Annotated in this window: 15 protein-coding genes and 1 pseudogene; 9 read left to right on the top strand and 7 right to left on the bottom strand. The window is 72.7% G+C overall.

What is annotated here, in order from left to right:
• Nucleotides 1-192: 192 nt before the first annotated feature.
• The 3 genes and pseudogenes from J0I43_RS11885 to J0I43_RS11875 all read right to left on the bottom strand — a co-directional run.
• Nucleotides 193-1,086 carry a hypothetical protein gene (locus tag J0I43_RS11885; RefSeq protein WP_292863911.1) on the bottom strand — a complete coding sequence of 298 codons (894 nt, stop codon included), beginning with the start codon at nucleotides 1,084-1,086 and terminating at the stop codon, nucleotides 193-195.
• Nucleotides 1,087-1,315: 229 nt separating this feature from the next.
• Nucleotides 1,316-3,403, bottom strand: a complete 2,088-nt coding sequence (locus J0I43_RS11880; RefSeq protein WP_292863908.1) for a YhgE/Pip domain-containing protein — start codon at nucleotides 3,401-3,403, stop codon at nucleotides 1,316-1,318.
• Nucleotides 3,403-6,267: pseudogene (locus tag J0I43_RS11875) on the bottom strand (MMPL family transporter); the annotation flags it as partial. The gene J0I43_RS11880 and the pseudogene J0I43_RS11875, both read right to left, overlap by 1 nt.
• 130 nt (nucleotides 6,268-6,397) lie before the next feature.
• Here J0I43_RS11875 and J0I43_RS11870 point away from each other — a divergent pair.
• Nucleotides 6,398-7,030: a TetR/AcrR family transcriptional regulator gene (locus tag J0I43_RS11870; protein WP_292863905.1), complete on the top strand. Its 633-nt coding sequence runs from the start codon at nucleotides 6,398-6,400 to the stop codon at nucleotides 7,028-7,030.
• On the opposite strand, the gene J0I43_RS11865 is transcribed toward J0I43_RS11870, so the two are convergent.
• A complete protein-coding gene (locus J0I43_RS11865) occupies nucleotides 7,017-8,009 on the bottom strand; it encodes an o-succinylbenzoate synthase (RefSeq protein ID WP_292863902.1) in 993 nt (330 codons plus the stop codon). The two genes, J0I43_RS11870 and J0I43_RS11865, sit on opposite strands and share 14 nt — an antisense overlap.
• Nucleotides 8,010-8,091: 82 nt before the next feature.
• Between J0I43_RS11865 and J0I43_RS11860 the strand changes: the two genes are divergently transcribed.
• Entirely contained in the window at nucleotides 8,092-8,427 is a 336-nt protein-coding gene (locus tag J0I43_RS11860; RefSeq protein ID WP_292863899.1) for a PadR family transcriptional regulator, read from the top strand.
• Nucleotides 8,428-8,429: 2 nt separating this feature from the next.
• Complete coding sequence (locus J0I43_RS11855; RefSeq protein WP_292863896.1) at nucleotides 8,430-9,374, top strand: permease prefix domain 1-containing protein; 945 nt, start codon at nucleotides 8,430-8,432, stop codon at nucleotides 9,372-9,374.
• A 39-nt stretch (nucleotides 9,375-9,413) separates the two neighbouring features.
• On the opposite strand, the gene J0I43_RS11850 is transcribed toward J0I43_RS11855, so the two are convergent.
• Both J0I43_RS11850 and J0I43_RS11845 read right to left on the bottom strand, forming a co-directional pair.
• Nucleotides 9,414-9,830, bottom strand: coding sequence for a GNAT family N-acetyltransferase (locus tag J0I43_RS11850; RefSeq protein WP_292863893.1), 417 nt, complete (start codon nucleotides 9,828-9,830; stop codon nucleotides 9,414-9,416).
• Entirely contained in the window at nucleotides 9,827-10,219 is a 393-nt protein-coding gene (locus tag J0I43_RS11845) for a glucose-6-phosphate dehydrogenase (protein WP_292863890.1), read from the bottom strand. Before J0I43_RS11845 ends, J0I43_RS11850 begins: the two co-directional genes overlap by 4 nt.
• A gap of 219 nt (nucleotides 10,220-10,438) precedes the next feature.
• Here J0I43_RS11845 and J0I43_RS11840 point away from each other — a divergent pair, with 219 nt between their 5' ends.
• The 3 genes from J0I43_RS11840 to J0I43_RS11830 are packed head-to-tail and all read left to right on the top strand — an operon-like array spanning nucleotide 10,439 to nucleotide 13,588.
• Complete coding sequence (locus tag J0I43_RS11840; protein WP_292863887.1) at nucleotides 10,439-11,350, top strand: 1,4-dihydroxy-2-naphthoyl-CoA synthase; 912 nt, start codon at nucleotides 10,439-10,441, stop codon at nucleotides 11,348-11,350.
• A gap of 12 nt (nucleotides 11,351-11,362) precedes the next feature.
• Entirely contained in the window at nucleotides 11,363-12,595 is a 1,233-nt protein-coding gene (locus tag J0I43_RS11835; RefSeq protein WP_292863884.1) for an AMP-binding protein, read from the top strand.
• Nucleotides 12,596-12,604: 9 nt separating this feature from the next.
• Nucleotides 12,605-13,588: a 1,4-dihydroxy-2-naphthoate polyprenyltransferase gene (locus J0I43_RS11830; protein ID WP_292863881.1), complete on the top strand. Its 984-nt coding sequence runs from the start codon at nucleotides 12,605-12,607 to the stop codon at nucleotides 13,586-13,588.
• Between the two features lie 53 nt (nucleotides 13,589-13,641).
• On the opposite strand, the gene J0I43_RS11825 is transcribed toward J0I43_RS11830, so the two are convergent.
• Entirely contained in the window at nucleotides 13,642-13,953 is a 312-nt protein-coding gene (locus J0I43_RS11825) for a DUF4229 domain-containing protein (protein WP_292863878.1), read from the bottom strand.
• 75 nt (nucleotides 13,954-14,028) lie between these two features.
• Between J0I43_RS11825 and J0I43_RS11820 the strand changes: the two genes are divergently transcribed.
• From J0I43_RS11820 to J0I43_RS11810, 3 genes are read left to right on the top strand one after another with little or no spacing between them, the layout of a single operon-like run.
• Nucleotides 14,029-14,490 carry a PLDc N-terminal domain-containing protein gene (locus J0I43_RS11820; RefSeq protein ID WP_292863875.1) on the top strand — a complete coding sequence of 154 codons (462 nt, stop codon included), beginning with the start codon at nucleotides 14,029-14,031 and terminating at the stop codon, nucleotides 14,488-14,490.
• A 1-nt stretch (nucleotide 14,491) separates the two neighbouring features.
• Entirely contained in the window at nucleotides 14,492-16,297 is a 1,806-nt protein-coding gene (gene menD / locus J0I43_RS11815; protein ID WP_292863848.1) for a 2-succinyl-5-enolpyruvyl-6-hydroxy-3-cyclohexene-1-carboxylic-acid synthase, read from the top strand.
• 25 nt (nucleotides 16,298-16,322) lie between these two features.
• Nucleotides 16,323-17,186, top strand: coding sequence for a polyphosphate kinase 2 family protein (locus J0I43_RS11810; protein ID WP_292863845.1), 864 nt, complete (start codon nucleotides 16,323-16,325; stop codon nucleotides 17,184-17,186).
• Nucleotide 17,187 lies beyond the last annotated feature (1 nt).

The following is a 17,187-nucleotide window of genomic DNA, read 5'->3' as shown; positions in this document are numbered from 1 at the left end:
GCCCCGCCCCCGCCTCCACCCCTCCGTCGAGTGTCCAAGACACGCGGACATGCCCCGCGCGCCCTCCGCGTGTCTTGGACACTCGGCACCCCGGTCGGCGCGCGGCGCCCCCCGCCTCCCCGCTGAGTGTCCACAACACGCGGATGCCGACGGGGGCGGTACCGCGTTTCTTGGACACTCGGCGTCCCGGGGTCAATCGGGGTAGCCGCGAGAGGCGAGTGCCGCGCGGGTGCGCGCGACGATTCCGTGATTGGGATCGTCGAAGTGGTGCGCGAGGACGCGCACGATGAGCCAGCCCTCGGCGGCGATATCCGACCAGCGGTCGGCGTCGCGCGCGAACTGCAGGCCCGTGCTGTGCTGGCGTCCGTCGTACTCGACGCACACCTTCCACCGTCGGTAGGCGAGATCGAGACGTGCGACGAACCGGCCGTCGGAGCGGCGGAGGTCGATGTTGAGCTCCGGCTCGGGAAGCCCCGCACGAACGAGCGCAAGCCGCGTGAAGGTTTCGCGCGGCGATTCGGAGCCGGCGCGGGCCTCCGCCAGCGCTGCCCGTGCCGTCACGGCACCGCGGTGGCCGCGGCGGATGGATGCCGCGAGTTCATCCGGCGCGGCCATTCCCCGGCTGAGGATGGCATCTGCCATGGCGATGAGGTCCTCGAGGGCGAGGTGCTCCGCGCATTGCGCCCAGACGAGAGCGGGTGGAGGCACCGGCATCCCGTGAACCAGCGTGACCTCGGTCGCATCGAACGTATGGCGATGACCGATCACTCCCTCGGTGCGCGGCTCGCGAGCGCCCCAGAGAGCGCAGACCTCGAGCGGGCGGTACGCGCACCACGCCGGGAGGGGGAGCTCCCAGATCGCCGCGGCGGAGAGGTGACTGAAGATCTGGTGGCCGCGGAGGCGCGGAGCGAGCTGGGCGCACCGCGCGAGGACGCCCTCCTCCGGCGGGTTCGGTGAGCGGATGCCGTGAAACGGTCGAGCGAGCCGTCGCGATCGGAGCCGATTGGCCGGGATGCCGTCAGCGCGTGCCTCGGACACCGCGAACGCCGTCGCGGCGAACTCCTCGGGGAGCGGGATGCGGTACACGCAGCCATTCGACCCCGCTCGGCATCCCGCCGGCGCCGTCAGGACCCGATCTGTGGATGGATCCGCCGATTCGCCGCCTGTGGAGAAATCCCGCCGCCCGCCGAACGATGTCTCTGCCCCTTGCGCACCCGGCGCCGAGTGTCCAAGACACGCGGAGGATGCGCGGGGCATGTCCGCGTGCTTTGGACACTCGGCGAAAGGCCGGGCGCGGCGGGCGCGCCGCGCGGGCCTACGCGAGGGCGGGCGCGGGCTCCAGCAGCGCCGACGCCTTCGCGGTGCGGCGCCGAGCGACGGCGATGATCGTCACGACGAACGCGAGCGCGGCCCAGATGATCATCCCGACGAGACCGGCGCCGAGCCCGCCAGCCGAGGTGAGCGCCGCGAGGAACGCGCCATAGGCGGGGGTCGTCGGCATGAGGGCCGCGATCTGCGTCAGGATGCCGGGAACCGTCGAGACGATCCCGGTCGCCACGGCGAGCACCCCCACGAGCGCCGCGATCCAGCGGCCGGCGCCGCCGAACACCGCGACGAGCGCCTGGTTGACGGCCGCGAAGGCGACGCCCGCGACGACCGCGAGCCCCGCGAAGGTCCACCACGTGCCGGCGTCGTACCCGGCGGCGAGCTGCACGATCGCGGCGACGAGCAGGCCCTGACCGGCCCCGATCGCGGCGGCCGGTGCGAGGCTGCGGAGGGCCAGCAGCACCGACGGGCGGCGCGAGCTCAGCGCGTGGCGCGGCACGGCCTGGAGGGCGATGAACGACGCGAGCCCGCCGAACCAGAGCGCGAGCATCGCGAGGAGCGGGATCGCCGACGCGCCGAACAGCGTCGTCGAGGTGCCCTGCGCCGTGACCGGTTCGGTCACGACCGACGCGAGGTCGGTCGCCTGCTGGTCGGTGTACGACGGCAGGCTGGATGCCGCGGTGCTGAGCCCGTCCGCGAGCGAGCCTGTCCCGGTCGACAGCTTCCCGAGTCCTGCGGCGAGTGCGTCGCCGCCGTCGGCCGCCGTGGTCGCGCCGGTCGCGAGCTGAGTGGCGCCGGAGGCGGACTGCCCGACGCCCGACGCGATGGTCTGCGCCCCGGTGGCGAGACCGTCGGCGCCGGTCGCGAGGTCGCCGGCGCCCGCGGCGGCCTGGGAGAGGCCCCCCGCGAGCCCGGCGATGCCCTGCGAGATCCCGGCCGTCCCGGCGGCGAGCTGTGCGGTCGCGGCGGGCAGCTGGTTGATCTGGCCGAGGCCGTCGGCGATCTGCTGCGCGTTCCCGATCAGGTCGTTCACCGTCGGCAGGCTCGCCTCGGCCTGCTGCGCGGCCTGCGTCAGCCCCGCGCAGAAGTCGGCCGGGTAGCCGTTCGTCGTGCAGTCGGCGGCGAGCTGCTGCAGCTGCGCGACCGTCGCGGCGGCGCTCTCCTGCACGGCGGCGCTGTTGTCGGCGACGCCCTGCGCGGCGTCGATCACCTGCTGCGGCACACTGATGCCCTGCGCCTGAGCAGCGAGCTGCTGCATGCCCGCTGCGACGTCGGCGCTCGGCTGCACGAGCTGGTCGAGGCCGCCGGAGAGCTGCGCCAGCCCGTTCGCCGAGCGGTGCGCACCGGCGGCATAGGCCTGCACGCCCGTCGCGTACTGCGTCGCGCCCGAGGAGAGCTGGCCGAGCCCGCTCGCGAGCGTGCCCGTCCCGGATGCCAGCTGGCGGACGCCGTCGGCGAGCGAGACCGCGCCCGCCTGCGACTGTGCTGCGCCGTCGGCGAGCTGGTGCGCGCCGTCGGCGGCGGTGCCGAGCTGATCGCCGAGCGTCGTGAACCCGAGGAATACGTTCTCGAGGTACACGGTCGACAGCTGCTGGCCGAGGACGGATGCCGCGGCCTGGGCCACCTGCGTCGTGATCGCCTCGTCGACGATGCGGCCGTCGGGCGAGGTCTGCGCCGTGATCGTCGCCTTCTCCGGCGTTCCGCCGGGCGCCGTCGAGGTCGCCGCGGCGGAGAAGTTCGCCGGGATCGTGATGACCGCGTCGTACGTCCCGTCGGCGAGGCCCGTCGCGGCATCCTCGGTGTTGGAGATCGTCCAGTCGAGGTTCGACGGCAGGTCGTCCGACCCCTTCACGAGCCCCGCCGTCAGCTGACGCCCGAGGGGCACGTACTGCCCGTTGACGGTGACGGGCTCGTCGTCGTTCACGATCGCGGCGCGCATGCCGTCGAGGCGCTCGACGGGGTTGTAGAGCGCGGCGACGAGGATGCCGCCGATGACGACGGGCAGGAGGAGGACGCCGATCAGGGTCAGCCAGGTCACGGGGCGGCGCGAGCGTGCGCGCTCGAGGGGGAGAGTCATGAGGAGATCACCTGGGTCGAAGGAGTCAGGGAAGCGAGGTCGAGGGAGGTCACGCTCGGGCGGTGTGCGTCGGCGAGGAGTCCGAGCGCAGGCCCGTCGTGGCGGGCCGAGGCGACGATCGTGAGGGGCGATCCGGCATCGCCGCGCCGCTCCTTCACGGCGGTCGCGGCGTCGCGCAGCAGCGCCGCCGCCTGATCGCGTTCGGCGCCCGCGAGGGTGTCGAGCCCGTCGATCGCGACGAGCGTGGTGCCGCCGCGCAGGGCGCGGCGGAGCTCTCGCAGCGGATCGGCGGCGCCGGCGAGGAGAGCCACGCCGACGTGCGCGCGCACCCAGGCCCCGCGGCCGGGGAGCAGGTGCCCCGCAACGCGCAGGCGACCTTCGCTCGGATCGATCCGCCCCGCCGTCATGAGGACGAACGCGCGGGCGGCGCGGGGATCGGGGGCGGTGACGAGCAGCGTGCCGCCGTGGTTCAGGCGGAAGGTGGCTCCGGAGAAGAGCTCGACCTCTCCCACGCCACGGCCGCCCTCGACGCGCACCGCGACGTCCTCGCCCGCGAGCGGAGCGCGCGAGCCGGGCTCGGGCCAGTCGGCGAGGGCGAGCTCGCGCTCGACGGCCTCACCCTCGATGTCGAAGTGTGGCAGCGCGCGGTCGAGCCAGCGCGGCATCCACCACGCCTTCTCGCCGAGGAGCGCCATGATCGCGGGGCCGAGCGTCATGCGCACGAGGAACGCGTCCACGGCGATGCCGACGGCGAGCCCGAGGGCGATCGGTTTGATCGAGGTGTCGCCCTCGGGCACGAACGCGGCGAAGACGGCGAACATGATCACGGCGGCCGCACTCACCACCCGCGCGGAGGCGGTGAACCCGCTGCGTACGGCCCCGACCGCGGTGTGGCGGTCGGCGCGGCCGGACCGCGCTCGGCGGGTGTGCACGTAGTCCTCGCGCATACGCGAGACGAGGAAGACCTCGTAGTCCATCGCGAGCCCGAAGAGGACGCCCATGAGGATGATCGGCATGAACGAGATGACCGGCCCCGTCCGGGTGACGTGCAGCGCATCGGCGAGCCATCCCCATTCGAAGACGGCCGCGACGACGCCGAAGGACGCGAGGATCGACAGCAGGTAGCCCACGGTCGCCTTGAGCGGCACCCAGATCGAGCGGAACACGATCATCAGCAGGATGAACGACAGTCCGACGACGAACAGGCCGAAGGGGAGCAGAGCCGCGCCGAGGCGGTCGGAGATGTCGATCGCGATCGCCGTGAAGCCGGTCACCTTGAGGTCGACGCCGTAGGTCTCGAGCCATTCGTCGTGGTGGGCGCGGAGCTCGCGGACGAGGTCGGCCGTCGCCGGGTCGTCGGGTGCGGTCGTGGGCACGACCTGGATGAGGCCCGTGTCGGCGGTCTCGTTCGGCGTCGCGAGGGCGACCTCCTTGACACCGGCGATCTTCTCCACTGCGGTCTTGAGGTCGGCCATGAGCCCGAGCGGGTCGGTCGAGGTGACGATCGTCCCGGTGAGGATGAGCGGGCCGTTCGCGCCCGGGCCGAAGTGCTCGGCGGTGAGGTCGTAGGTCTGCCGCGCCTCGCTCGAGCTCGGCTGCATGCCGGCGTTGGGGAGGGCCAGCTGCAGGCTCGCCGCGGGGATCGCGACGACGCCGAGGGTCACGACGACGGCGATCGTCGTGACGATCGGATGCCGCGTGACGAGCATGACCCACCGGTTGACCTTCTTGGGCTGCGTGACCTTCTTGGGCTGTTTCGGCGGCGCAGTCGGCGCGGGCTCGGACGCCGCCGTCGACGTCGACGTCGACGCGGCGCGCCTGCGGGGCCAGCCCGCGACGCGGCCCTTCGCGAAGCCGAGGAGCGCCGGCGTCAGCGTCACCGCCACGAGCACGGCCACCGCGACGGCGCCGGCCGCGGCGATGCCCATCGTCGTGAGGAACGGGATGCCGGCGAAGCCGAGCCCGATGAGCGCGATGAGCACCGTCACACCCGCGAACACGACGGCCGACCCGGCCGTGCCGGTCGCGCGCGAGGCGGATTCCTCGGGGGGAACGCCCGCGCGCACCTGGTCCTGATGTCGCGCGACGATGAAGAGGGCGTAGTCGATGCCGACCGCGAGGCCGAGCATGATCGCGAGCATCGGCGTCGTCGAGGACACCGTCGCGAAGGCGGTGGACGCGAAGATCAGCGCGATCGCCAGCGCCACGCCGATCAGCGCGCTCACGAGCGGGAACCACGCGACGGCGAGCGAGCGGAACGTCACGATCAGGACGAACAGGGCCACGAGCACGCCGACGATCTCCACGAGGGAGAGCGCCGGAAGGGACGTCGAGAAGAGGTCCCCGCCGACGACGACCTGCGACCCGGCCGGCAGCGCCGCGCCGAGGGATGCCGAGGCATCCTCGAGCGCGGTCTTCGTGGCAGCCGGCACATCCGTCACGGTGCCTTCGAACTGCAGACGGATGAGCGCCGCCTCGCCGTCGTCCGACACCGTGCCCGAGACCATGTCCCCGAACGGATCGGTCACGGCGAGGACGCCGTCGAGCGTGCCGAGGTCCTTCACGGTCGCCGCGATCTCGTCGCGGTAGGGGGAGTCCTCGACGTGGTCGCCGGGAGCGGCGACCACGATGAACTGCGCGCTCGTACCGCTCGCCTGCGGGAACGTGCGGTTCAGCAGCTCGATGCCCTCCTGGCCTTCCGTGCCGGGGATCGAGAAGGAGTTGTCGAAGCCTTTGATCGCGCCGGTGGCCATGCCGAGGCCGACCGATCCGCCGACGATGCCGAGCAGCAGCAGCCACGCGACGAGGACGCGCCACGGGTGACGGTACGACCAGCGACCGAGGGAGGACAGGAGTGTGGACACGGGCGCTCCGGAGGACGACGGTTCAGCGGGGGACGATACAAAACTGTATCGGATACATGGTTGTATCCTAGAAGGGTTGCTCCCCGTGATTCTGGGGAGTAGATGTGAGAATCGATCCGAAGGAGGCGCCGTGGCCGATGTCCTGCCCCGCTCGGGCACGCGACGCCGCGAGCAGACCCGTGCGCGGCTTCTCGACGCGGCGCACGAGGTGTTCGCCGAGGTCGGCATGGATGCCGCATCCGTCGAGATGATCTGCGAGCGCGCCGGCTTCACGCGGGGAGCGTTCTACTCCAACTTCGACTCGAAGAACGAGCTGTTCCTCGCGCTCATCACGCAGCTCGCCGAGGCGAAGCTCGATGAGGTCGCCGGGCGCGTGCGCGAGCTGCCGGTCGATGCGGTCGCGGATTCGCGTGGGCTCGTTCGTCAGGTGGTCGGTGCGTCGCTCGGCGAACGCATGGAACCGCAGCTGTTCAGCGAGATCCGCACGCAGGCGCTCCGCGACCCCGCGCTCGCGAGCGCGTACCTCGCCTGGCAGGACGCGATGGCGGCGCGCGTCGAGGGGATCATCGACTACGTCGTGGATGCCTACGACCTGCGCCTGCGCCTGCCGATCGCCGAGGCCGCGCGACTCCTCGTCGACGTGTCGGACGACACGTGCACGCGCGCGACGCTGGAGGGCCGCCCCGCCGAGGAGGTCACCGAGCTCATGAACGCCCGCCTCGAGCGCATGGTCGGCCTCCTCGTCGAGCTCAGTCCTCGATGAGGGCGAAGCACCGCTCCAGCCGCGCGAGCCACCACTCCCGTCGTTCGGGCGACGCGGCGTGCGCGCGCAGCAGCGCGGCATCCACCTCGACCCGTCCGACCGGCAGCGTGCCGCCGTGCGGGCGGAGCGGTGCGCGCGTGACGTCGGCGGCGAGCAGCGACGCCGTGCCCAGGCCGCAGTCGTAGGGGAGATCCGGCAGGGCCGCCGCGAGGGCGAGGCCCATCGACAGTCCGACCGACGTGTCGAGCGCGCTCGAGACGACCGCCGGAAGCCCCGCATCCGCGACGATCGCCATCGCCCGGCTGACCCCGCCGAGCGGCTGCGCCTTCACGACGATGAGATCGGCGGCCCCCGCGCGGGCGACCGCGAGCGGGTCGGATGCCTTGCGCACGCTCTCGTCCGCTGCGATCGGGATGTCCCAGTCGGCGATCCGCTCGCGCAGCTCGGCGAGCTCCGCGACGGTCGCACACGGCTGCTCGAGATACTCGAGGTCGAACTCCGCGAGGGCGTGGAGGGCGTGCTCGGCCTCGTCGACGTTCCACCCGCCGTTCGCGTCGAGGCGGACACGTCCTTCCGGGCCCATCGCCGCGCGCACCGCGCGGACGCGGGCGACGTCGTCGGAGAGCGTCTGGCCGCGCTCGGCGACCTTGACCTTCGCCGTGCGGCATCCGTCGAAGTGTGCGAGCACGCCCGGCACGTCCGCCGCCGCGACGGCGGGCACGGTCGCGTTGACGCGCACGCTGCTTCGCACCGGGGCCGGCTGCGGACGCCAGCCGAAGTCGATGGCCGCCGCGAGCCAGGTCGCGGCCTCCGCATCGTCGTACTCGAGGAACGGGGAGAACTCCGTCCACCCCTCGGGCCCTTCGACCAGGAGCGCCTCGCGGTGATCGACGCCGCGGAAGCGGGTCACGAGGGGGAGGGAGACCACGTGCGCGTTCCCTCGGAGGTCGTCGAGCGAGGGCTGGGTGGTGCCGGTCATGGCATCCATCCTGCCGCGCTCGGCCTCCCTCATGCAGGTGTGTGGTTGACGATAGTGTGTATCACACAGTAACGTGTGATGCGTGAGCGAAACCGAGGCCCTCGACACCCACCTGCAGGAGCTGCGGCGCGGCACGGTGGTGCTCGCGTGTCTGCGTCTGCTCGCCGAGCCCGGTTACGGCTACGGGCTCCTGGAACAGCTGCAGCAGCGCGGCTTCGACACCGACGCGAACACGCTGTATCCCCTGCTGCGGCGCCTCGAGAAGCAGGGGCACCTCACGAGCGCGTGGAACACGGACGAGGCCCGTCCGCGCAAGTTCTACCGCACCTCCGCCGCCGGCGACCGCCTCGCCGCGGTGCTCACTGCCGACTTCCACGCGCTCGCGCACGCGATCGACGCCCTGCCCACGAAGGACTGATCATGACCGCCACCCTCACCGACCGTTACATCGACGCGGTCATCCGCACGCTCCCCGAGCGACAGCGCGCCGACGTCGCCCAGGAACTCGGCGCCGCGATCGCCGATCAGCTCGACGCACGGATCGAATCCGGCGAGCCGGCGGATGCCGCGGAGCGCCGCGTCCTCATCGACCTCGGCGACCCCGACCGCCTGGCCGCGGGCTACGCCGATCGTCCCCTGCACCTCATCGGCCCGCGCTCCTACCTCGCGTGGAAGCGGCTGCTCGTGCTGCTCCTGTGGATCGTGCCGGCGTGCGCGGCGGTCGGCGTCGGCACCGCCGAACTGATCTCGGGAGCGGGGGTCGGCGAGCTCATCGGCGCGATCGTCCCCGTCGTGATCAGCGTCATCGTGCACGTCTGCTTCTGGGTGACGCTCGTCTTCGCCGTGATCGAGCGGACGGGACACCAGCTGCTCGACACGACGCCGTGGACGCCGGACAGCCTGCCGGACGTTCGCGTCTCGGGTGCGCGACTGTCCGACCTCGTCGGCGGGCTCGTCTTCCTCGCCCTGCTCGCGGGTGCACTCGTGTGGGATCTCCTCCGCGGCTTCGCGTTCGTCGACGGCGCATGGATCCCGTTCCTCAACCCCGCGCTGTGGCCCGGGTGGGTGGTCGTCCTCGTCGTCCTCATCCTCGTCGAGGTCGCGCTGACGACGTCCGCGTTCCGCGTCGGGCGGTGGACGATGCCTCTCGCGGCCATGAATGCGGCGCTCGCCGTCGTCTCGGCATCCGTTCTCCTCTGGCTGCTGGGCGGGGGGATGCTGGTGAACCCCGCGCTCATCGATCTCGCGATCTCCTCGGGGGCGGATGCGGACCTGACTCGGGTGCTGGGCGCGATCGTCGCTGTGTCGATCGTCTGCGTCTCGCTGTGGGACATCGTGGACGGGTTCCGCAAGGCACGCCGCTGAGCAGGGAGCCCCGATGTCGGAGCACGGACGGCGTGCGGATCAGGTGCCGCGCGTCATCCACCGCTCCGGTGTCGGAAGCGGCGCGAATCCGAACTGCGCATACAGCCCGTGCGCATCGGCGGTGGAGAGCGTGATGCGCCGCAACCCGAGCGGCTCGAGGTCGGCGACGACGCCTTCGACGAGGAGCTTCCCGATCCCGCGACCGCGCGCGGCCTCGTCGACGAAGACGTCGCACAGCCACGCGAAGGTCACCGTGTCGGTGACGACGCGGGCGAAAGCGAGCTGCTCGCCGGACGCGTCGTCGTACACGCCGTAGGCGCGCGAGCCGTCGATCGCGGCGTCTTGCACCTCCCGCGTGCGCCCGCGCGCCCAGTAGGACTGCTCGCTCAGCCAGTGGTGGACGCGAGCGCGGTCGATGCGCGCGGGATCGGCGGAGAAGACGGGCACGCGCGTCACGCCACCCGCTGCCCGCACATGCCGCACACACCGGTCGCGGGCACCTGCACGAAGCAGTCCGGGCACATCACGGCGGGGCGCTCCGGAATGGTCGGCGCCGCGGCCTTGCGGGGGCTGGGCGACGCGGCGCGGCGTGCGCGTTCGGGGGCGGAGACGGGCGGAGCGAGCTTCGGTTTCGGCTTGTGGTCGGCGCAGTAGTACCGCACGAAGCCGGCCGGGTTCGTCGGATGCCGGTGCTTCACGACCCACAGCGCTTCGCGCGGCCAGGGCTCGCTGTCCGGGCCGCAGCCGGAGCACCGCGTAGCGTCGCCCGGCACGGCCTCGGCGGCCGCGACGGGGATCTCGAAGGGGAGGCCGTCACGCCAGTCGGAGGAGTTCCTGATCTTCATCGTGACATCACCGCGCGCCTTCCGGGCAGCCCCCGCCGGGTGAGGAGTCGCCGTGGTTCATTCTCCCACGTCGGATCGGGTCGCCGACGCCTGGACCGACTCCGTGCGTCCTCGTCCGGGAGGACTTCTGCACTCGGGAGGGCGGATTCCCGTGGGGAGTCCTCCCGAACGCCGATCTCCTCCCGAACGACGGAGGCGCCCCGCGCGTAGGCTGGGCGGGTGACCGACCGCTTCGTCTCCGAACTGTTCGACCCGGCCGAGTGGGAGCTCGCGCCCGGGGCATCCGACTACACGGACATCACGGCGCACCTCAGCCGTGACGGGCGGATCGCGCGCATCGCGTTCGACCGTCCCGAGGTGCGCAACGCCTTCCGACCGCACACGGTCGACGAGCTGTACCGCGCCCTCGACATCGCCCGGCAGGACCCGAAGGTCGGCGTCGTCCTCCTCACCGGCAACGGCCCGAGCCCGAAGGACGGCGGCTGGGCGTTCTGCTCCGGCGGCGACCAGCGCATCCGCGGGCGCGACGGCTACACGTATGCCGCCGACGACGCGACCGCGCCGGACAGTGCGCGCGCGGGGCGTCTGCACATCCTCGAGGTGCAGCGGCTCATCCGGTTCATGCCGAAGGTCGTCATCGCCGTGATCCCCGGGTGGGCGGCCGGCGGCGGTCATTCGCTGCACATCGTGTGCGACCTGTCGCTCGCGAGCGCCGAGCACGGCAGATTCAAGCAGACGGATGCCGATGTCGGCAGCTTCGACGCCGGCTACGGGTCGGCATACATGGCCCGCCAGGTGGGGCAGAAGGTCGCCCGCGAAGTGTTCTTCCTCGCGGAGGAGTATTCGGCGCAGCGCGCGTACGAGATGGGCTCCGTCAATCGCGTCGTGCCGCACCCCGAGCTCGAGCGCGAGGCGATCGCGATGGCGCGCACGATCCTCGGCAAGAGCCCGACCGCGATCCGCATGCTGAAGTTCGCGTTCAACGCGATCGACGACGGCATGGTCGGTCAGCAGGTGTTCGCCGGCGAGGCGACGCGTCTCGCGTACGGCACCGACGAGGCGGTCGAGGGCCGCGACGCCTTCCTCGAGAAGCGTGACCCCGACTGGTCGCCCTACCCGTACCACTACTGAGACAGGCGGCACGTGAAGCTCGAAGGGGTGGATGCCTCGGACGCGCGCGCCGTGCTGCGGGGGCTCCGCGGAGCGGTGCTCGGGGCGGGGCCGGCGATCGCGCTCGGCGCAGGCCCCGGCCACGCACTCGGACGGGCGCGGGACGGCCAGCTCGTCGCCTCGGGGAGCCTCCCGACCGAGGTCCCGGCGGGAACGGCCGTCGTCGTGCGGACGTCGGGGTCGACGGGGCATCCGAAATCCGTCGCGCTCAGCCGCTCGGCGCTCACGGCGTCCGCGCTCGCGACGGCCGAGCGGGTCGGCGAGGGGGCGTGGCTCCTCGCCCTGCCGCCGGGGTACATCGCGGGCGTCCAGGTGCTGGTGCGGGCGCTCGTCGCGGGGCGCGAGCCCGCGATCCTCACCGGCGCGTTCTCCGCGCATGCCTTCGCCGCCGCGGCATCCGCCATGGCATCAAGCGAGGGCGGTGTCCGCGTGCCGACGTACACCTCGCTCGTCCCGGCCCAGCTGCAGACCGTGCTCGACGCGATCGAGGGGGGAGACAAGGGCGCCGAGCGCGCCCTTGTCAGCTTCGAGGCGATCCTCGTCGGGGGCCAGGCGCTCGCGCCGGCGCTCGCCGAACGCGCCCGCGCCGTCGGCGCCCGGATCGTCCGCACCTACGGGTCGAGTGAGACCTCCGGAGGCTGCGTCTACGACGGCATCCCCCTGACCGGCACCGGCGTGCGCATCGACGGCGGCGAGGTGCAGCTGTCGGGTCCGACCCTCGCCGACGGCTACCTGGGCGATCCGGCGCAGACGGACACCGTCTTCGTGCGCGACGAGACGGGCACCCGCTGGTACCGCACGGGCGACCTCGGGACGTTCGACGGCGGACGCCTCGCCGTCACGGGGCGGGCCGACAACGTCATCGTTTCGGGCGGCATCAACGTCTCCCTCGACCGTGTCGAGCGTGCCGTCCGCACCGTCCCGGGCTTCGAGGGCGCCGTCGTCGTGCCCGTTCCCGACGAGCGGTGGGGGCAGGCGTCGGTCGTCGTCGCGGACTCCCCGGCCGCTCGTGACGCGGGCGCGCTGGAGGCCGTGCGGACCGCCGTCGCGGCCGAGGTCGGCAAGCCCGCCCGCCCCCGTGAGGTGCGCGCGGTGGCCCGGATTCCGCTGCTGCCGAGCGGCAAACCCGACCGCGCCGCCGCGCGGCTGGAGGCCCTGGGGACCGCGCTCAGCCCCGACGACGGGCGACCTCCGGCGGCGACGTAGGATTCTGGGGTGGCAGGCAGCACCCGGAAGAAGCGCGCGCACGGCGCGAACAGCGCCAAGAAGAAGACGCACGGCAACCCCCAGTGCGCGCACATCTCGCGCGACCCGGCGCACGTCGCCCCCGCGACCCTGGGCGACTGGATCGGCGCCGCGCGACTGCGGACGCTTCCTCTCGCCGTCTCCCCGGTCGTCATCGGAACCGGCGCCGCGCTCATCGCGAAGACCGAGTTCCACTGGGTCATCGCTCTGTGCTGCCTCGTGCTCGCCGTCGCGATCCAGATCGGCGTCAACTACGCGAACGACTACAGCGACGGCATCCGCGGCACCGACGACCATCGCGTCGGCCCCGCGCGTCTGACGGCGAGCCGCAAGGCGTCGCCGCGCGCCGTGCTGACCGCCGCCCTCGTCTTCTTCGGCATCGCCGCGATCGCGGGCATCGCGATCGTCGTGCGCACAGGGCACTGGTGGATGCTGCTCGTCGGCGCCGCCTGCCTCGTCGCGGCCTGGTTCTACACGGGCGGAAAGCACCCGTACGGGTACGCGGGGCTCGGCGAGCTGTTCGTGTTCGTCTTCTTCGGTCTCGTCGCCACGGTCGGCACGACATTCGTGCAGGCGGGGTCGGTGCCGCAGGAGGCGTGGTTCGGTGCCGTCGCGGCGGGCCTGCTCGCCTGCGCCGTGCTTCTTGCGAACAACCTGCGCGACCTCGACCAGGACCGCCTCGCCGGCAAGCGCACCCTGACCGTGCGCATCGGGCGGCGCGCGACGCAGATCGTCTTCACGGTGTTCGTCCTGGGGGCGTTCGCCATCACGGCGTTCCTCGCGCTCGTCTACCCGCTCGCCTGGCTGGGCCTCCTCGCACTCATCCCCGGCGCCTGCGCCATCCTCATCGTCTGGACGTACCGGCAGCCGCGCGAGCTCGTCGTCGCCCTCAGTCTCACGTCGCTGACCTCGCTCGCCCTCGCGGGCCTGCTCTGCTGGGCCTTCGTCGGCTGACGGATGCCGCGGCGAGCGGCTGCGGCGCAGAGTTCTTCAGCGCTCGGTCGCCCTCAGCGTTCGGTTGTGGAGGGCGGCTCGATGGCGATGTCGTCCGCGGAGGCATCCGTCGCGGCATCCTCGACGTCTTCGTCGGTCACCTTGCGCGCGCGGCGCGCGTCGGCGCCCGACGCGATGCCGGCGCTGAGATCGCCGAGCGGCCGGCGCAGGAACAGCATCGACAGGCTCAGCCCGATGAGCGCCGCGAAGATCGCCGACAGCCAGTAGAACTCGCGCATGATCGGCAACAGCATCATGAGACCGAAGGGCACGAGGAAGGCGGCCAGTCGCAGCACGGTGTAGACGAGGGCCGAGCGAGCACGCATGTCACCGAGTTTACGCGCCTGCGCGGCGGCTTCCCACGCCGTCACCCCCACGATCTCGCCGCTTAGGATGGGAGGGTGGTGCGCATACTCCTGCCGGCGGTGCTGCTGCTGATCGCGTTCTGGGTCTACAGCATCGTCGACTGCGCCCTGCTCCAGCCGACGCGCCATCGCGGCGTGAGCAAGCCCGTGTGGCTCCTCATCGTGGTCCTCCTGCCGGTCCTCGGCGGCATCCTCTGGTTCGTCGTGGGCCGCGGTCGTGCGCGACCGCCGGTCGTGCCGCAGGCCCCCGACGACGACGCCGCGTTCCTCGGCACGATCGGCTCGATCAGCGATCAGGACGAGCGGATCCGCCGCCTCGAGGCCGAGCTCGCCGCGCTCGACCTGGAGGATCTCGCCGGGCTCGACCCCGACGGCCCCGGCCCGCGCGACCCGCGCGACCCAGAGCCCCACCGGCCTGGCGCGGCGGGCCCCGCCGCGCCTCCCTCACCTCCCGATGACGACGCCGACCCGCGCGGGCCGCATGGACCGCGCGCCTGACATGACGCGCGCCGACACGGCGGCTCCGGCGACGGATGCCGCGGCCGCCCTCCTCGGCCGGCTGATCGAGCTCGGGGTGCGGCACATCGTCGTGAGCCCCGGCTCGCGGTCGCAGGCGCTCGCTCTGGTCGCCGCGGAGCTCGAGGCCCGCGGCGCGGCATCCGTGCACGTGCGCATCGATGAGCGCGTCGCGGGGTTCACCGCCCTGGGCATCGGCCGCGAGAGCGGGATGCCGGCCGCGGTCGTCTGCACGTCCGGTACGGCGGTCGCGAACCTTCTGCCGGCCGCGCTCGAGGCTCACCACGCGGGCGTGCCGATGATCCTCCTGACCGCAGATCGCCCTCCGGAGCTGCGCGGCGTCGGCGCGAACCAGACGACACGTCAGCCGGGCCTCTTCTCCCCGAGCGTGCGGCTCGAGGCCGACCTGCCGGTGCCCGATCAGGTCGACGACGACGGCACCGGCGAGCAGTCGGCGATGCTCCGCCGCGTCGCGGAGGACGCCGTCGCGGCGGCGCTCGGCGCCGGCACGCGACAGCCCGGCCCGGTCCACCTGAACCTGCCCTACCGTGAGCCCCTCGCCGGCGCCCTGCCCGAGTGGCTCGGGACGCCCGCGGTGGACCTCGAGCCCCTGCCGTCCGGTCCCGACGCCCTCCCCGTCGAGGACGCCGCCCCGGCGCCCGACCCGTCCGGCGCGCTGTACCAGGGCGGCGGCGGCATCGGCGAGGCGAACCACCCAGCCGACCCCGAGGTCGATCCGCACGTGCTCGAGCGCGGCCCGCGTACCGTCGTTGTCGCGGGCGCGGATGCCGGGCCCGCCGCCGAAGCCCTCGCCCACGCGGGCGGCTGGCCGCTCATCGCGGAGATCGTGTCGGGGTCCCGTTACGGGCGCAACCTGGTGCACGGGTACCGTGCCCTGCTGCGCGAGGCGGAGCTCGGCGGGCGCGTCGAACGGGCGATCGTGTTCGGGCATCCGACCCTCAGCCGCGAAGTCACGGCGCTCCTCTCGCGCGACGACGTCGAGGTGCTCGCCGTCCGCGGCCCGGGCGAACCGCTCAACCTCAACGGGGCGACGACCGCCGTCGACGCTGTCGTCGCGGCGGTCGGCGACGTCGATCGGGACTGGTTCGGCGCGTGGATGCGCGCGTCCCGCGCGGCCGCGGTCGACCTCACGCCCGCGGCTCCGGATGCCGACGGCCTCGCCTCGGCGGTGCCGCGCGAACGACTCGGAGCGATCGCGGCCGAGCTGGAGGTCGCGCGTGCGCCGATCGACCGCGCCGCCCTGGTGGATGCCGCGTGGCGCGCGAGCTGGCCGCACGACCGGCTCGTCTTCGCGTCGTCCCGGCTCGTGCGCGTCGCCGACGAGCTGCTCGGCGGCAAGAAGGTGCCCGTCCACGCCAACCGCGGCCTCGCGGGCATCGACGGGACGATCGCGACCGCGATCGGCGTCGCGATCGCGAGTCAGGCGGCCGGCACGCCCGGCGTGACGCGACTCGTGATCGGGGATCTCGCGCTGCTGCACGACGTCGGCGCGCTGCTGCTGCCGGCCGGCGAGGCGGCCCCCCGCGTGCAGGTGATCGTCGGTAACGACGGCGGGGGGACCATCTTCGACGCGCTCGAAGTCGCGGCCATCGCGTCCCCCGCAGCGATGGCGCGCGTGCTGTACACGCCGCAGGAGGTCGCCGTGGCCGACCTCGCCTCCGCATACGGGTGGGAGTACGTGTCGGCGCGCACCCGCACCGAACTCGACCAGGCCCTCACGTCGGCCGCGGTGGGCCGCCAGATCATCGAGGTGGCACTCGCGCGCTGACCCCGGCATCCCCCAGGATGGCAGCATGACCGCGAAGAGCCAGACCCGCTGGACGGGCGAGCCCGCCGACCTGCTGCGCGTGGGGGAGGGGTTCCGTCTCGCCGACGTCGACCCCGACTCCACCCCGGGCTTCGACGGAGGCAAGAAGCAGGGGCAGGCCGACCTCGCCGACGGCGTGGACGAGCTCGACGAGCTGCAGGAACGCCTCTACGCGCAGAGCCGGGTCGTCGAGGGGGCGCCGTCGGTGCTCCTCGTGCTGCAGGCGATGGACTCGGCGGGGAAGGGCGGGATCGTCCGGCACGTGATCGGGGCCGTCGATCCGCAGGGCGTGCGCCTGAAGGCGTTCAAGGCCCCGAGCGCCGAGGAGCGCGCGCACGACTTCCTCTGGCGCATCGAGAAGGAGACCCCGCCGCCCGGGTTCATCGGCGTCTTCGACCGCTCGCACTACGAAGACGTCCTGATCGGGCGCGTGCGCGCGCTCGCCCCCGCCGACGAGATCGAGCGCCGCTACGGTGCGATCAACGACTTCGAGAAGCGTGTGACGGATGCCGGGACGCGCATCGTCAAGGTCATGCTGCACATCTCGCCGGAGGAGCAGAAGGCGCGGCTCATGGAGCGACTCGATCGCCCCGACAAACACTGGAAGTACAACCCGGGCGACGTCGACGAGCGCCAACTCTGGCCCGCGTACATGGATGCCTACCAGGTGGTGTTCGACCGCACCTCGACGCCGTACGCGCCGTGGCATGTCATCCCCGCGAACAGCAAGTGGTACGCACGTCTCGCCGTCCAGGCCCTGCTCCTCGAGGCCCTGGAAGCCGTCGATCCTCAGTGGCCCGCCGCCGACTTCGACGTCGCCGCCGAGAAGGCCCGTCTCGCCGCGACCTGAC

Origin of the sequence: Microbacterium sp. (assembly GCF_017305435.1) — a bacterium.
Taxonomy (GTDB): domain Bacteria; phylum Actinomycetota; class Actinomycetes; order Actinomycetales; family Microbacteriaceae; genus Microbacterium.
This window is presented reverse-complemented; position numbering and strand designations above follow the sequence as displayed.

What these genes read in the sequence shown, in the direction of transcription:
- J0I43_RS11880 (WP_292863908.1), bottom strand. Translation starts at nt 3,403, where the DNA reads ATGACTCTCCCCCTCGAGCGCGCACGCTCGCGCCGCCCCGTGACCTGG.
- menD (WP_292863848.1), top strand. Translation starts at nt 14,492, where the DNA reads ATGACGCGCGCCGACACGGCGGCTCCGGCGACGGATGCCGCGGCCGCC.
- J0I43_RS11845 (WP_292863890.1), bottom strand. Translation starts at nt 10,219, where the DNA reads ATGAAGATCAGGAACTCCTCCGACTGGCGTGACGGCCTCCCCTTCGAG.
- J0I43_RS11865 (WP_292863902.1), bottom strand. Translation starts at nt 8,009, where the DNA reads ATGACCGGCACCACCCAGCCCTCGCTCGACGACCTCCGAGGGAACGCG.
- J0I43_RS11855 (WP_292863896.1), top strand. Translation starts at nt 8,430, where the DNA reads ATGACCGCCACCCTCACCGACCGTTACATCGACGCGGTCATCCGCACG.
- J0I43_RS11825 (WP_292863878.1), bottom strand. Translation starts at nt 13,953, where the DNA reads ATGCGTGCTCGCTCGGCCCTCGTCTACACCGTGCTGCGACTGGCCGCC.
- J0I43_RS11810 (WP_292863845.1), top strand. Translation starts at nt 16,323, where the DNA reads ATGACCGCGAAGAGCCAGACCCGCTGGACGGGCGAGCCCGCCGACCTG.